This is a genomic window from Streptomyces sp. NPDC088747, from assembly GCF_044751025.1.
In the GTDB taxonomy this organism is placed as follows: domain Bacteria; phylum Actinomycetota; class Actinomycetes; order Streptomycetales; family Streptomycetaceae; genus Streptomyces.
The window spans coordinates 149,276-163,043 of sequence record NZ_JBIVKZ010000012.1 but is presented as its reverse complement, the minus strand read 5'-3'; the positions used below and the strand labels follow the sequence as shown (position 1 = coordinate 163,043).

Here is a 13,768-nt window from a genome sequence, read left to right as displayed (position 1 = left end):
CCGTTCCATGTCAGACATCCCCCTCGGCGTCCTCGACCTCATCCCCATCTCGTCCGGCTCGAACGCGACCGAGGCACTGCGCAACTCCATCGATCTGGCCCAGCGGGCGGAGCGGTCCGGCTACGCCCGCTACTGGTTCGCCGAGCACCACCTCAACCCGGGCGTGGCAGGCACCTCACCGGCGGTCGTCCTCGCCCTGACCGCCTCCGCGACCTCCACGATCCGGCTCGGTTCCGGGGCCGTGCAGCTCGGTCACCGCACCGCTCTCGCCACGGTGGAGGAGTTCGGCCTGGTCGACGCGTTGCACCCGGGTCGCCTGGACCTGGGGCTCGGCCGTTCGGGCGGCCGTCCGCCGGCAGGACCGGCCACCCCGTCGACGACCGCGACACCGGTCGTCGACGGCCGGACCCCGAACGGGCTGCGGATCCCCCCGCGGTTCTCCTTCGAGCACCTGCTCGGCTCGCCCCGCGTCGCGCTCCACCAGAAGCTGCTCCAACTGCCGAACGCCGAGTCGCAGGACTACGGCGAGCAGATCGACGACGTCCTCGCGCTGCTGGCCGGCACCTACCGCTCCGCGGACGGCATCGAGGCGCACGCCGTGCCGGGCGAGGGAGCCGACGTACAGATATGGATCCTGGGCAGCAGCGGCGGACAGAGCGCCGACGTCGCGGGCCGGAACGGACTGCGTTTCGCCGCGAACTACCACGTCAGCCCAGCGACGGTGCTGGAGGCGGCGGAGGGGTACCGGGCGGCCTTCCAGCCGTCCGAGGTGCTCGACAAGCCCTACGTCAGTGTCTCCGCGGACGTCGTCGTCGCCGAGGACGACAGCACCGCACGCGAACTCGCCACGGGCTACGGGACATGGGTCCGCAGCATCCGTACGGCCGAGGGGGCGATCGAGTTCCCGACACCCGAGCAGGCCCGAGCCCATGTCTGGACCGACGCCGACCGCGCGCTGGTCCAGGACCGGCTCGACACCCAGTTCGTCGGCTCCCCGGGGCACGTCGCCGACCAGCTGGAACAACTCCAGGAGGCCACCGGCGCCGACGAGTTGCTCATCACCACCATCACCCACGGCCATGCCGACCGGGTGCGTTCCTACGAGCTGTTGGCGCAGGAGTGGCGGCGCAGGTGACACCGCCGCACAGGGTTGTCGGACCGTCCGCCGGACGGTCCGACACCAAGCCCCGCCAGGGACTTCAGCTCTCGAGAAGTTCGCTCACGAGCCCGGCGACCTGCTCGACCTCGATGAGGAAGCCGTCATGACCGTACGGCGACTCGATCACCCTGAGGTGGTCGGCGCGAGGGATGCCCGCCGCCAACTCGGCCTGTTGGGAAGGCGGATAGAGGCGGTCGGAGGAGACTCCGGCGACCAGCGTCCTGGCGGTCACCCGGCGAAGGGCGGCGCTCGCCCCACCCCGGCCGCGGCCGATGTCGTGGGTGTTCATCGCCTCGCTCAGCGCGACGTAACTGCCCGCGTCGAAGCGGTGGACCAACTTGGCGGCGTGGTGGTCGAGATAGGACTCGACCTGGTAGCGGCCACCGTCCCACGGGTCCTCCGAACCCTGCGGCGAGCGTCCGAAGCGGGCCTGTAGTTCGGGCTCGCTGCGGTAGGTCATGTGGGCGATGCGGCGCGCCAGCCCGAGTCCCGCGTGCGGGCCGAGGCCGGGCTCGGCGTCGTGGTAGTCACCGCCGTGCCAGCGGGGGTCGTCGCGGACGGCGTGCGACTGGACTTTGGCCCAGGCGATCTGCTCCGCGCTCGCCGCCGCCGTGGTGGCGAGCAGCAGCAGCGCGTCCGTGCGCTCCGGGTACGACACCGCCCACTCCAAAGCACGCATCCCACCCATGGACCCGCCGATGACCAGGGCCCAGCGGTCGATGCCCACGGCCTCGGCCAGGTCGGCCTCCACCGCCACCTGGTCACGCTGTGTCAGGCGGGGGAAGGCGCCGCCCCAGGGGCGTCCGTCGGGGCGGGGTGAGGCCGGCCCGGTGCTGCCCTGGCAACCGCCCAGCACGTTCGGCGCGATGACGAACCAGCGGTCCGTGTCGAGGGCGAGGCCCGGTCCGACGAGCCCGTTCCACCAGCCGGGCGTCGGATGACCTGGCCCGGCGGATCCGCTGACGTGACTGTCACCGGTGAGTGCGTGCAGCACCAGCACGGCGTTGGAACCGTCCGGCGCCCGCTCGCCCCACGTCTCGAACGCCACTTGTACGCGCGGCAGTTCACCGCCCGCCTCCAGCGCCAGCGGCTTCTCCCGGATGTGCCATTGCCGGCGTCCGGGCGGGTCCCCCTCCCGCCAGGCCCCGGAGGCCGGCGGGAGGGGGACCGCGGAGGGCGTCGGCACGGTGCTCAGGACGCGCCCTTGGCCGCGCGGAAGCCTGCCTCCAGGTCCGCCTTGAGGTCGGCGAGGTTCTCGATCCCGACCGACAGCCGTACCAGTCCGGGGGAGGTGCCGGTGGCCGTCAACTGTGCCTCGTCCAGCTGGCTGTGGGTGGTGGACGCCGGATGGATGATGAGGCTGCGGACGTCACCGATGTTGGCGAGATGGCTGAACAGTTCGACCGCGTCCACGAAGCGCTTGCCCGCCTCTACGCCGTCCCGCAGTTCGAAGGCAAGTACGGCACCCGCGCCGCGCGGGAGATAGCGTTGCCCGGCCTCGTACCACCGGTTGGACTCCAGCCCCGGATAGTGGACGGCGGCCACCTCGTCGCGCTGCTCCAGCCACTCGGCCAGCGCCTGGGCATTGGCGGAGTGCCGCTCGATGCGCAGGCTGAGCGTCTCCACGCCCTGGAGGAGCAGGAAGGCGGAGTGCGGCGCGATGGCGGGGCCGAGGTCTCGGAGCAGTTGGACCCGCAGCTTGACCGCGAAGGCGCCGGGACCGAGCGCCGGCCAGTACTGGAGGCCGTGGTAACTGGGGTCCGGGTCCGTGAAGTCGGGGAACCGCTCGGCGTGCGCGCCGAAGTCGAAGGTGCCTCCGTCGACGACGACACCCCCGATGGTCGTGCCGTGCCCGCCGATGAACTTCGTCGCCGAGTGGACGACGATGTCCGCGCCGTGCTCGATGGGGCGCAGCAGATACGGCGTCGGGACGGTGTTGTCCACGATCAGCGGCACACCCGCCTCGTGCGCCACGTCCGCCACCGCCCGCACGTCGAGCACGTTGCCGCGCGGATTGCCCAGCGTCTCGGCGAACAGGGCCTTGGTGCCGGGCCGGATCGCCGCCCGCCATGCCTCCAGGTCGTCCGGGTCGTCGACGAAGGACACCTCGATGCCGAACTTCGGCAGGGTGTGCCGGAACAGGTTGTAGGTGCCGCCGTAGAGAGACGTGCTGGACACGATGTGGTCGCCGGAGCTCGCCAGCGTGAGGATCGCCAGGGTCTCGGCGGCCTGCCCGGAGGCGAGGGCCACCGCCGCGACGCCGCCTTCCAGTGCCGCGACGCGCTGTTCGAGGACGTCCTGGGTGGGGTTGTGGATCCGGGTGTAGATGTTGCCCGGCTCGGCGAGTGCGAACAGGTCGGCCGCGTGCTGGGTGTCGCGGAAGACGAACGAGGTCGTCTGGTAGATCGGCACCGCCCGTGCTCCTGTCGTCGGGTCCGGGGCGGCACCCGCGTGGATCTGCTTGGTCTCGAACGACCACGCCGAGGTGTCGGGTCCCGCGGGTTCCTCGTCGGGGGTGTGGCCTGCGGTGACGGAGTCGATCGGCTGGCTCATGGGTCTCCCTTGTACGGGTGCGCGAGTGCGTCGGTACGGAGGTGCGAGGAAGTCACCGCGGGCTCTGGACCGCGCCCGGACCGGGGCAGCGGACAGCGCGAGGCGCGGTGGGAGGGAAAGGGTGATCAGGTGCCGGGGCGCGGAGTCAGCTCACGGCCGGACAACCGGTGGTGGTGACACGCGCGTGGTCGACGTGGCGACGGGTCACGAGCACGGTCGTACGGCCAGGGGACCGTACATGCGAAAGCCCCGCGAGGAAGGGGACTTCGCGGCGGTGTACGTCCCCCGGGCCGCCGCCGGGAAGCGGTGTCGTACCGCTGGTGAGCGAGTGAGCGGGGGCGATCCACCGCACATCGACGGGGCTCACCGCCGGCGACCGACGCGGGATCGGCAGGGCGATGCCGAGGGCCGGCCGGTCGAGCGGAGCCGTCACCCCTGCCGCCACGCACACCGCCGGTACGCGTGGGGCGGCGCGGTCTTCTCCCGGGAGCATGGGCCCATGGTCACACCGGTGACCGGCCCATGTCGCCGGCCGGGCCCGCCTGTTCGCAGAACGGAAACACCGCGTTCGCAAACCGGGAGGAAGGCCGCGGCCGGGGAGGGCTCAGGTGGTCCCTGCGCGTACGGCGGTCGCCGTCAGGGTGGTGTAGTTCATTGCGCCGAGCACCGCGGCCGTGAGCAAGTTCGTGACAGCGGTGACCGCCGATGCCGTGCGACGACGGCCCGACCGGTGAGTCGCCGTCGACCGCGGCTCCCCCGTCACGACGACGCCGCGACGGCCGGGCGCGCGTTCTCCAGGTCCAGGAGCCGCTGCTTTCGCTCCAGCCCGGCCGCGTAGCCGGCGAGGGCGCCGTTCGCGCCGATCACCCGGTGGCAGGGGCGCACCACCAGCAGGGGATTCGCGCCGATCGCCGTGCCCACGGCGCGCACCGCGGCCCTCGACGCGCCGATCCGCTCGGCGATCTGGCCGTAGCTGAGGGTGGTCCCGTACGGAATGACCTCCAGGGCCTTCCACACCCGCTGCTGGAACTCGCTGCCGCCACCGACGTACTCGATGTCGAAGTGGGTCAGGCCGCCCTCGAAGTAGGTGCGCAGCTGGGTGACGATCTCCTCGAACGCGGCGGCGTCCTCGGTCCAGTCGTCCCGGACGACGGCTGCGGATCCCTGGCCGGGCATCGACAGTGAGGCGAGCGCCGTGCCGCCCTTCGCCGTGGCCGACTTCTCGCCCACGAGCAGGAGTTCGCCCAGCGGGCTGTCGATCGTGGTGTAGACCGTCATCGGTCCTGTCCTTTCCATTGTTCGGGTCGATGTGTTCCACCTCCGAGAATGAGGTGTTCCGGACGCGCTTTCCGGCGGGATTCGGACGTCACGCCTCGGCGGGCACGAGTCGCTCGGCGGCGGCGTTCCAGAAGTAGTGCATGGCGTAGCTGCGCCAGGGCCGCCAGGCTTCGGCGTCGACCGGTTCGGCGCCCGCCCGGCGCATCCCGGTTCGCAGGACGGGGTCGCCGGTGAGCAGCACGTCCGGGTCGCCCAGGGCGCGCATCCTGACGTAGCCGGCAATCCGGGAGTCGACGCCGCGCAGGTCGAGCAGTGCCTTCTCGGCCTCGTCGCGGTCGGCGCCGGCGTCGAGCCCGATGGTGCCGTCGGCGAGCGCGCGGGCGACCGTACGCACGGTGTCGCGGCGTGCCTCGGACAGGGCGAGTTCTCCGAGCGGTGCCTCCGCGAGGTCCTCGACGCCGGGGAAGACGTGGGTGAGTCCGCCGCTCGGCATCGTGAGGGGGTGTCCGTACGCGCTGACAAGGGCGCCGGCCAGCTTCCGGCCGGCGGGCACCGGGACCTCGGCCTCCAGTACCGCGCGGACGGCGAGTTCGTGCGGGTCGGCGCAGCCCGGGGCGCGCAGCCCCGGCCACCGCGCGACCAGCGGCGCGAGCGCGGGATGGGAGCCGAGCCGCTCGCCGACCGCGTACGGGTCGGCGTCCAGGTCGAACAGGCGCCGGATCCGCTGGGTGGCCGTGGTGAGGTCGCGCAGGTCGTCGAGGTGCAGGTGGCAGGTGAGCCAGCCGCCCTCGCCGAGCGCCTCGCCGACCTCGGCGACACCGGTGCCGTGGGGCAGACGCAGGGTGCGCCGGTACGTACGTCGGCCGCGCTCTCCGACGAGTTCCTCGACACCGGGGACGGCCCGCTCGCCGAGGTGGTCGAAGACCTCGGCCGCCGCGTACGGGCCGCGGTGGGCGAGCCGCAGCGGTACCCCGCCCGCCCCGTCCGCCGTACCGACCGATCCGTAGCGGGTGGACCGGGCCGGTTTCGCCGCGCGCAGCCCGCTGGGGGTGACGGCGTAGATCTCCCGGACGGTGTCGTTGAACTGGCGCACGCTGGCGAACCCGGCCGCGAAGGCGATCTCCGCGGCCTGAAGTGTCGTGGTCTGGAGCAGGATCCGCGCGGTGTGGGCCCGCTGGGCGCGTGCCAGCGCGATCGGCCCGGCGCCCACCTCGGCGTTGAGCTGCCGCTGCACCTGCCGGGCGCTGTAGCCCAGGCGTGCGGCGAGTCCGGCGACGCCCTCGCGGTCCACCACGCCGTCACCGATCAGCCGCATCGCGCGGCCGACCGCGTCCGCGCGGGCGTTCCACTCCGCGGAGCCGGGCACCGCGTCGGGGCGGCAGCGTCGGCAGGCCCGGAATCCGGAGCCCTGCGCGGCGGCCGCGGTCGGGAAGAAGCGCACGTTCTGCCGCTTGGGCGTGGTCGCCGGGCAACTGGGGCGGCAGTAGATCCCGGTCGTGGACACGGCGAAGAAGAACTCGCCGTCGAACCGGGCATCGCGGCTGCACACCGCCTCGTACCTGCTGTCGTCGCTTGTCACCCTTCCACTGTGGGCCAGTACCGGGCCCCGCGCTGGCGGAAAACGGACATCACGCTCGTGGACCGGGGGAGGTGGGCGCCGTACACCGGTACCCACCTCCGCGTCACCGGATCAGCCCCTGGTCAGCCGTACGGACAGGCCCGCGGCCATGTACACGGGCACCGCCCGGTACCCGTCCGCCCGTACGGTGACGTGACCGAACCGGCCACGCAGGGAAGGCGCCGCGATCACCGGAACGGTGGTCCCCAGAGCCGGCGGACGGGAGGCGTCCAGCCGGATCGTGAGCACGCTCCCGGTATCGAGCAGGACCCGCCGGTCCACCGTGAGCGCGGGGGAGTGCCCGGCGCGCAGCGTCACGTCCAGGGTCGCGCCGGACGCCTGGACGTAGGAGCCGCGCACGCGCGCCGCCGTGCTCGCCCGCAGCGTGCCGCCCTGCACACGGACGTCACCGCGTCCCAGCGCGCCCGCGGAACCGGCGGTCAGCGTGTCGTCCTCCACCACCGTTCCGCCCGTGTGGCTGTTGGCTCCGGTCAGGGCCAGGGAACCGCTGCCGCGCTTGACGAGCCCGCCGCGGCCGGAGATGTCGTTGCGCCAGGTGTCGGCGGCGGCGAAGCCCCCGTCGGCGGCGTGCAGGGTGACGGTCACGTCGTCGTCGAAGGCCCCGTAGCCGTCGGCGGCGGCGAAGAGGTTGAGGCGTCCCCACTGCTCGAAGCCGTCGAGCAGTACGTAGCCGGACGGCAGGGCGGTGGTACGGAGCACCTCGCGCCGCTGGGCCGCGTCGAGGTAGGGCAGCCGTGTCTCCAGCAGGACCTCGGCGCCCTTGGGCACGGTGAGGGCCCGGGAGCGGCCGTGCCGGGTCAGGACGTACGTCAGACGCGGGGTGAGCGCCCGGGAGTTGGCCGACCGGTCGGCGTAGGGGTCGGTGTGGATGTCGGCGGAGTGCGCGTAGGCGTACAGGGTGTCCGCCGTGCTGCCGGTCCGCTGCTGGAAGTACGCGGCGGCCTGGGCGCGGGCGGCGGTCTTGAGGGCCGCGTACTGCGGGTCGGCCAGGGTCGCGGCGGCCAGGGCGGTGGCCATGACGCGGCCGGCGATGACGTCGACGGGGGAGTGCATGCCCGCAGTGATCCGGGTGTCGCTCAGTTCCAGGGCCCGGGTCACGAGCTCCTGGAAGCGCTCCGGCACGGCGTACGCGAGAGCCAGGGACGCCAGGTGGAACGCGTTGGTGTGGCCGCTCGGGAACCCGGCGTCGTCCACCGGAGAGGTGCTGCGCTGGCGCAGCAACTGCGTGGCTACGACGACCTCGGAGTCGTAGACCGGGTAGCCGAGCGCGTCCTTGGCGCCGGTGTCGACCACCTCGCTGTCCTCGTTCATGCGCCACGGGCGCGGGTACTGGAAGGCGTACTTGCCGGGGTTGCCGGAGGCGTACGGGCCGCGCACGGTGTCGACGAGCCTGGCGACCTGGCCGAGCTCCGAGTCGTAGGAGCCCGCGCCGAGCGCGGAGCCGGCGGGGGCGTCGGCCGGGACGGCGTCGTTGATGGTGGTCGCGGGGGTGGTGTCCGGCGCCACGGTGATGGACGTGACGGTCTTGGCGCCGGACCTGTAGAGGCCGGCCAGCGGACCGAGGGCGGCGATCATCGCGTAACTCTGGTGCTGACGGTCGTAGATGAAGGCCTCCTTCGACTGCCGCTCCGTGCGCGCCGCGGTGATCCTGGCGCAGTGGCGCATGTTGGCGCGCAGCACCTCGGGCCTGAGCGGTGTGCCGGTGTTCCAGGCGTCGCCCGTCTTCCACACCTCGGCCATGCCGCCGAGGATCCGGACCACGGCGTTGGTCTCGGGTGTCAGGTTCGTCAGGACGTTGGTCGTGTAGGCGTCCACGAAGGCGGCGGAGGTGGTGGTCGCGGCCTTCGCCTCCGTGGCGGCGAGCCAGCCTGCCAGGGTCGGCGCGGCCAGCACGCCGGCGGTGGCGCCCAGGGAGGTCTTGAGGAATCCGCGTCGGTTCACGGCGCGTTCGGTGAGCGGTGCGGGGGGCTGCTTCCCGGCGGAGGACGGCATGGGCTGCCTCTCTTGAGTTCTTCGGCCCTGCGGCCGGCGAGTCGGAGCGATCGGTACCGGCTCGTGGGGCGCCGGGTGACACGTGTGCTGAACGCGCTTTCTGCGTGCTGCCAGCGAAGATCTACTGCTGGGTGATGTCGGATCGGAGGAGGGCCGGCGGCCGGCGCGTGTCAGAGGAGTGAACGGGCCATCGCGACGGCTCCCTTGACCGGCGGCGCTCGCAGGGGCCTCGGCCGGGCCGACGGCACGGAACTCGCGAGGGACGACACGAACGCGTCGTACAGCGTCGGTTGGGCCAGGACGGTGCTGCCCGCGACCACCACGTCGTCGACGGTCACACCGCGTGCGGCGAGCCGCGCCACGAGCCCGGCCAGTGCCCGCCCGCCCTCGGCGATCACCGTGCGGGCGAGGAGCGACCCGGCCCCGGCCGCCGCGAACACGGCCGGCGCGTGACGGCCCCACTCGGCGGAGATGTCGGTGGCGCGCTCAAGGGCCGCGCACAGCAAGGGGACTTCGGGGACGTCGAACGCGGACAGCAGGCCGAGCGCGAGCGCGTCGGGCTTCTCGCCGCGGTCGTGCGCCGCCCATACGGCCCGCACCGATTCGCGGACCAGGCCGGCCGCGCCGCCCTCGTCGCCCAGTACGGCGCCCCAGCCGCCGACCTGTACGGGGCCGCCGTCGGCGAGTCGGCCCACTGCCACGGAGCCGGTGCCGGCGACCAGCCCGATGCCGCTGTCCAGTCCCGCTGCGGGGACGAGGAGTTGGGCGTCGCCGACGACCAGGACGGGGGCGTCGAAGTGGAGTTGGAGTGCGGTGCGCAACTGCGCGCACTGGCGGGGGGTCTCGCAGTCGTGTCCGCCGACGGCGAGTGCGGAGGGGCGCACGCCCGCTGGAAGGGTGTCGGCGAGCAGTGCGGCCAGCCATCGGGCGGCGGCCACGGGGTCGTGCGGCCGCCAGCCGCCGCTCGTGCGGACGCGGTCGGCCACCAGGGTGTCGCGGGCGAGGGCGCGCAGATGGGTCTTGGTGCCGCCCACGTCGAAACCGACGACCAGGGGCGCGGATTCCTGCACGGGTTCTCTTTCGTCGTTGCGCGCTGCTGCGACGGCGGGCGAACCGCGCCTGGATGAAAGGGATGTGGAGGATCTAGGGAAGCCCCGGGACGGGCCTCTGGCGGAGCACGGCAGGCGAGTACCGTGACCTTCGTTAGGAAGTTAACTAACGAAGTACAGTGCGTCAAGAGGTGTCGCCCACCCGCCCGCCCGGCGCGGAAGGTGCGTGACGCCGACGCCTTCCGTCGCCGCATCCGGCAGAGCCGATCGACCCGGCACCGCGGCCCGTTACCTGTGGGGGAACTGTGGAACTCGACGTGGCGAACACCCCCCGTCTGACCGAGAGCGCGAGCGCCGTCTTCGCGGTGCTCGCCCAGGCGGGCACCGCGACCCGGCCGCAGCTCGCGAGCCTGGCAGGCCTGTCCAAACCGACGGTGTCCAGCGCCGTCGCGGAACTGGAGGGCGCCCGGCTCGCCGCCCATTCCGGCACGGCCTCCGGCGGCACCGGGCGCAACGCCGCCGTGTACCGGATCGGGCCGGCCGCCGGCACGGCGCTCGCCGTCGATCTCGGCCCCGCCCTCACCCGGGTCCGCGGCTGCGGCCTGGACGGCACCCTGCTCGCCGAGGCGACGGGCTCACGGGCCGACGCCGTGGACGTCGTCCGCGAGGCCCTCGCGGTACTGGCGGCGGACGCGCCGCTGCGCAGCATCGTCGTAGCGGTCGGCGACGTCACCCCGCCGGCGCGCGAGGGTGACGGGACCCGGCCCGCGACCGACAAGGCCGGACCCCTCTTCGACGCGGTGGCAGTCGCGTTGCCGCCGGGCGTTCCCGTGCACCTGGAGAACAACGTCAACTGCGCCGCGCTCGCCGAGCTCCACGAGGGTGCTGCCCGGGGCCGCGACACCTTCGGCTATCTGCGGGTGGGCGTCGGCATCGGCCTCGGTGTCGTCATCGGAGGCCAGGTGCTGCGCGGCGCGAACGGAGCCGCGGGCGAACTCGCCCGGCTGCCCTACCCGTGGGACGACGGCCTGGAACCGCGCCAAGAGGCCCTGGAGGAGTACATCGGCGCCCGCTCCCTGCTCCGACGGGCCGCCGAGGCCTGGCAGGACGGCGACGGACCGTGCCCGCGCACCGCTGAGCGGCTCTTCGCCCTCGCCGGTGAGGGGAGACCCGCGGCCCGCGCGATCGTCGACCGCCATGCCGTCGACGTCGGCCGCCTCGCCGCCGCCGTGACCGCCGTACTCGACCCTGGACTGCTGGTCCTCGGCGGCAGCACGGGCGCGGATCCCCAGGTTCTGCCCGGTGTGCGGGCCGAACTGGCCCGGCTCAGCTGGCCCACCGAGGTGATCAGCAGCACCGTCGGTGACCTGGGCACCGTCGTGGGCGCGGCCCGGCTCGCGGTCGCCCGGGGAGTCCGAACCGTGACCGAGGCCGCGCGAACGAAGGATTGACGGTTTCCGACTCGGTCTGCCAATGTCCGGACAAGCGCTTTCTAGGTCGGCCGGGACGCCGACCTGGGGTGAGCGTCCCGCCTGTGCCCCGAGAGGCACGGCAGCCACGTGAGGGCGTGCTCGCGTGACGACGGCCATGGCGGCCGGGGATCCCACCCGTCGGATGGCGCGGCCGGGCGAGGCCGCGCCACGGAAAGTGCCCTTCCCAGCAGAATGCGCCCCTGCCGTTCGACCGGCCGGGACATTCCCTCACGCACATCAAGGAGGACCCGGTGGGTCACCAGATCTCGCGCAGAACCCTCTTCCGCACCGCGGGCGGGATCGCCGTCGCCGGCGCGCTCGGCAGTGCGCTCAGTGCCTGCGCAGGCGGCACCGGCGCAGGCTCCACCAGCGCGAAGCTGACCATGACGTGGTGGGGCAGCGACGACCGGCACAACGCCTACAAGAAGGCGCTCGCCACCTTCCAGAAGAACAACTCGAAGATCAAGATCCAGGAGACCTACTCCGGGTACGACGGTTACTTCGACAAGTTCAACACCAACATCGCCGGCGGCAGCGCCCCCGACCTGCTCCAGATGGACACCGCGCTGGTCGCCCAGTACGCCCGCAAAGGTGTCCTCGCGCCCCTCGACTCCTACGTCGGCAAGACCCTGGACCTGACCGGCTTCAGCAAGACGCTCCTCGCGGCCGGCACCGTCGACGGCAAGCTGTACGGCGTCCCGTCCGGCATCGGCGTCAACCAGCTCACCGTCAACCGCAGCGGCCTGGAGAGCCTCGGCCTGGAACTGCCGGACCGCGAGTGGACCTGGGCCGACCTGAAGAAGATCTCCCAGGACGTCCACAAGAAGAGCGGCGGCAAGACCTACGGCGTCGACGACGGTGGCGGGGGCACCCTCCAGTGCTTCGAGATCTTCGCCCGGGAGAAGGGCGAGACCTTCTTCTCCGACGACGGCAAGAAGCTCGGCTTCACCTCCGCCACCCTCCAGGAGTGGTGGGAGTACTGGGCCGAGATGCGCGAGACCAACGCCTCCCCGCCCGCGGCGATCACCTCCGCCGCGCACAACGACCTCACCAAGAACGCGGTCGTCATCGGCAAGACCCTGTTCACCTTCGACTCCGGCGTCTACGGCGCCGGCGGTTCGATAACCGACGCCCAGCTCGACTTCCTGCCCACCCCGCAGGGCGACTGGTCCGGCGCCCGCGAGGGCAACTTCGTCAACGGCGGCGTGCTGCTGAGCGCCACCAAGGCCAGCAAGAAGGTGGCCGACTCCGCGAAGATCATGTCGTTCTTCGCGCAGGACGACACGGCGATCAAGGACATGCAGCTGCTGCGCGGCATCCCGCCGACGGAGAAGGCCCGCGACCTGATCGCCTCCGGCCTGACCGAGACGGACAAGCTGAACATGTCGACCGCCGACTACATCTCCCAGCGGGTCGGCAAGGCGACCGACGCCCTGGCCGCTCCCGCGCCCCCGCCCCAGGGCGCCGACCAGATCTGGGACCTGCTGTTCCAGTCGAACCTCGCCGTCGCCTTCGGCAAGAAGTCGATCAAGGCGCAGCTGGGCGAGTTCTTCGACCAGGCCGCGGGAGTCCTGGGCGCCTGACGCGCGCCGACGCACCACCGAACACCGGGAGAGGGCCAGGAAGATGAGTGTGACCACCGCCAAGACCGACGAGGTCGCGAAGGAGACGCCGGCCGAGGCGACTCCGTCCGACCAGCGGGAGCGTGAGCGTATGCGCCGCCGCCTCGCCAGACGGCGGGGCGGGGGCTGGTGGCCGTACGCCTTCCTGGCCCCCTGGTTCATCGGCCTGTTCGGGCTGACGATCTACCCGATGCTCGACTCGCTGTACCTGTCGTTCACCGACTTCGACCTGCTGACACCGGCGCAGTGGGTGGGGACCGGCAACTACGAGCACATGTTCGCCGACGACCCGGTCTTCTGGGACTCGGTGCACGCCACGCTCGTGTACGTCGTGGTCTCCGTGCCGCTGAAACTGGCGCTCGCGCTCGGCGTGGCCATGCTGCTCAACCGCGACCTGAAGGGCATCGGTCTCTACCGGGCGGCCTTCTACCTGCCGTCGCTGCTCGGCGGCGCGGTGGCCATCGCCATCGTGTGGCGCCAGGTGTTCGGCGGCGACGGCCTCTTCAACGACTTCCTCGGCTGGTTCGGCATCAAGGGCCAGGACTGGATATCCAGTCCCGACACCGCCCTCTACACGCTGGTCCTGCTGGCCGTCTGGCAGTTCGGCACCCCGATGGTCATCTTCCTCGCCGGTCTGAAACAACTGCCCAAGGACGTGTATGAGGCGGCCGCCATCGACGGTGCCTCGCCGGTCACCCGGTTCTTCAAGATCACGCTGCCGCTGCTCACGCCGATCGTGTTCTTCAACGTCGTCCTCCAGATCATCGACGCGTTCAAGACGTTCACGCCCGCCTTCGTGATCAGCAACGGCTCGGGCGGACCCCTCAACTCGACGATGCTCTACTCCCTGTACCTGTACAAGAAGGGCTTCACCGACCTTCAGATGGGGTACGCCTCCGCGTTGGCCTGGGTGCTGTTCCTGGTCATCGCCGGCTTCACGGCGGTCAACTTCATCGCCAGCCGCTACTGGGTCCACTACGACGACTGAGCGAGGAGTCCCCACC

Annotated in this window: 11 protein-coding genes; 4 read left to right on the top strand and 7 right to left on the bottom strand. The window is 72.0% G+C overall.

Annotated features, from left to right (window positions below; genetic code table 11):
• The first annotated feature begins 7 nt into the window (after positions 1–7).
• The gene (locus tag ACIP79_RS26765) at positions 8–1,135 is read left to right on the top strand and encodes an LLM class flavin-dependent oxidoreductase (protein WP_401227211.1); all 1,128 of its coding nucleotides are present in this window, start codon (positions 8–10) and stop codon (positions 1,133–1,135) included.
• A gap of 64 nt (positions 1,136–1,199) precedes the next feature.
• Here ACIP79_RS26765 and ACIP79_RS26760 read toward each other — a convergent pair whose 3' ends face one another.
• The 7 genes from ACIP79_RS26760 to ACIP79_RS26730 all read right to left on the bottom strand — a co-directional run bounded on the left by ACIP79_RS26760 (position 1,200) and on the right by ACIP79_RS26730 (position 9,691).
• Positions 1,200–2,345 (bottom strand): homoserine O-acetyltransferase, encoded by a 1,146-nt coding sequence (locus ACIP79_RS26760; protein WP_401227210.1) that lies wholly within the window; start codon positions 2,343–2,345, stop codon positions 1,200–1,202.
• A 5-nt stretch (positions 2,346–2,350) separates the two neighbouring features.
• Complete coding sequence (locus tag ACIP79_RS26755) at positions 2,351–3,712, bottom strand: bifunctional o-acetylhomoserine/o-acetylserine sulfhydrylase (RefSeq protein ID WP_401227208.1); 1,362 nt, start codon at positions 3,710–3,712, stop codon at positions 2,351–2,353.
• Between the two features lie 145 nt (positions 3,713–3,857).
• Positions 3,858–4,205 carry a hypothetical protein gene (locus ACIP79_RS26750; protein ID WP_401227207.1) on the bottom strand — a complete coding sequence of 116 codons (348 nt, stop codon included), beginning with the start codon at positions 4,203–4,205 and terminating at the stop codon, positions 3,858–3,860.
• Positions 4,206–4,471: 266 nt separating this feature from the next.
• Complete coding sequence (locus ACIP79_RS26745) at positions 4,472–4,990, bottom strand: methylated-DNA--[protein]-cysteine S-methyltransferase (RefSeq protein ID WP_401227206.1); 519 nt, start codon at positions 4,988–4,990, stop codon at positions 4,472–4,474.
• 88 nt (positions 4,991–5,078) lie between these two features.
• Positions 5,079–6,569, bottom strand: a complete 1,491-nt coding sequence (locus tag ACIP79_RS26740; protein WP_401227205.1) for a DNA-3-methyladenine glycosylase 2 family protein — start codon at positions 6,567–6,569, stop codon at positions 5,079–5,081.
• A gap of 111 nt (positions 6,570–6,680) precedes the next feature.
• Positions 6,681–8,621: a phosphatase PAP2 family protein gene (locus ACIP79_RS26735; protein WP_401227204.1), complete on the bottom strand. Its 1,941-nt coding sequence runs from the start codon at positions 8,619–8,621 to the stop codon at positions 6,681–6,683.
• A gap of 170 nt (positions 8,622–8,791) precedes the next feature.
• Positions 8,792–9,691 carry an N-acetylglucosamine kinase gene (locus tag ACIP79_RS26730; RefSeq protein ID WP_401227203.1) on the bottom strand — a complete coding sequence of 300 codons (900 nt, stop codon included), beginning with the start codon at positions 9,689–9,691 and terminating at the stop codon, positions 8,792–8,794.
• A gap of 296 nt (positions 9,692–9,987) precedes the next feature.
• Between ACIP79_RS26730 and ACIP79_RS26725 the strand changes: the two genes are divergently transcribed.
• From ACIP79_RS26725 to ACIP79_RS26715, 3 genes are all read left to right on the top strand, one after another.
• Entirely contained in the window at positions 9,988–11,121 is a 1,134-nt protein-coding gene (locus ACIP79_RS26725; protein ID WP_401227202.1) for an ROK family transcriptional regulator, read from the top strand.
• Positions 11,122–11,393: 272 nt separating this feature from the next.
• Positions 11,394–12,725 (top strand): ABC transporter substrate-binding protein, encoded by a 1,332-nt coding sequence (locus ACIP79_RS26720; protein ID WP_401227201.1) that lies wholly within the window; start codon positions 11,394–11,396, stop codon positions 12,723–12,725.
• Positions 12,726–12,774: 49 nt separating this feature from the next.
• Positions 12,775–13,752, top strand: a complete 978-nt coding sequence (locus ACIP79_RS26715) for a carbohydrate ABC transporter permease (protein WP_401227358.1) — start codon at positions 12,775–12,777, stop codon at positions 13,750–13,752.
• Positions 13,753–13,768: the final 16 nt, after the last annotated feature.

Excerpts from the sequence above, each read along its gene's own strand:
- ACIP79_RS26765 (WP_401227211.1), top strand. The coding sequence starts at position 8 with ATGTCAGACATCCCCCTCGGCGTCCTCGACCTCATCCCCATCTCGTCC.
- ACIP79_RS26755 (WP_401227208.1), bottom strand. The coding sequence starts at position 3,712 with ATGAGCCAGCCGATCGACTCCGTCACCGCAGGCCACACCCCCGACGAG.
- ACIP79_RS26750 (WP_401227207.1), bottom strand. The coding sequence starts at position 4,205 with ATGCTCCCGGGAGAAGACCGCGCCGCCCCACGCGTACCGGCGGTGTGC.
- ACIP79_RS26745 (WP_401227206.1), bottom strand. The coding sequence starts at position 4,990 with ATGACGGTCTACACCACGATCGACAGCCCGCTGGGCGAACTCCTGCTC.
- ACIP79_RS26735 (WP_401227204.1), bottom strand. The coding sequence starts at position 8,621 with ATGCCGTCCTCCGCCGGGAAGCAGCCCCCCGCACCGCTCACCGAACGC.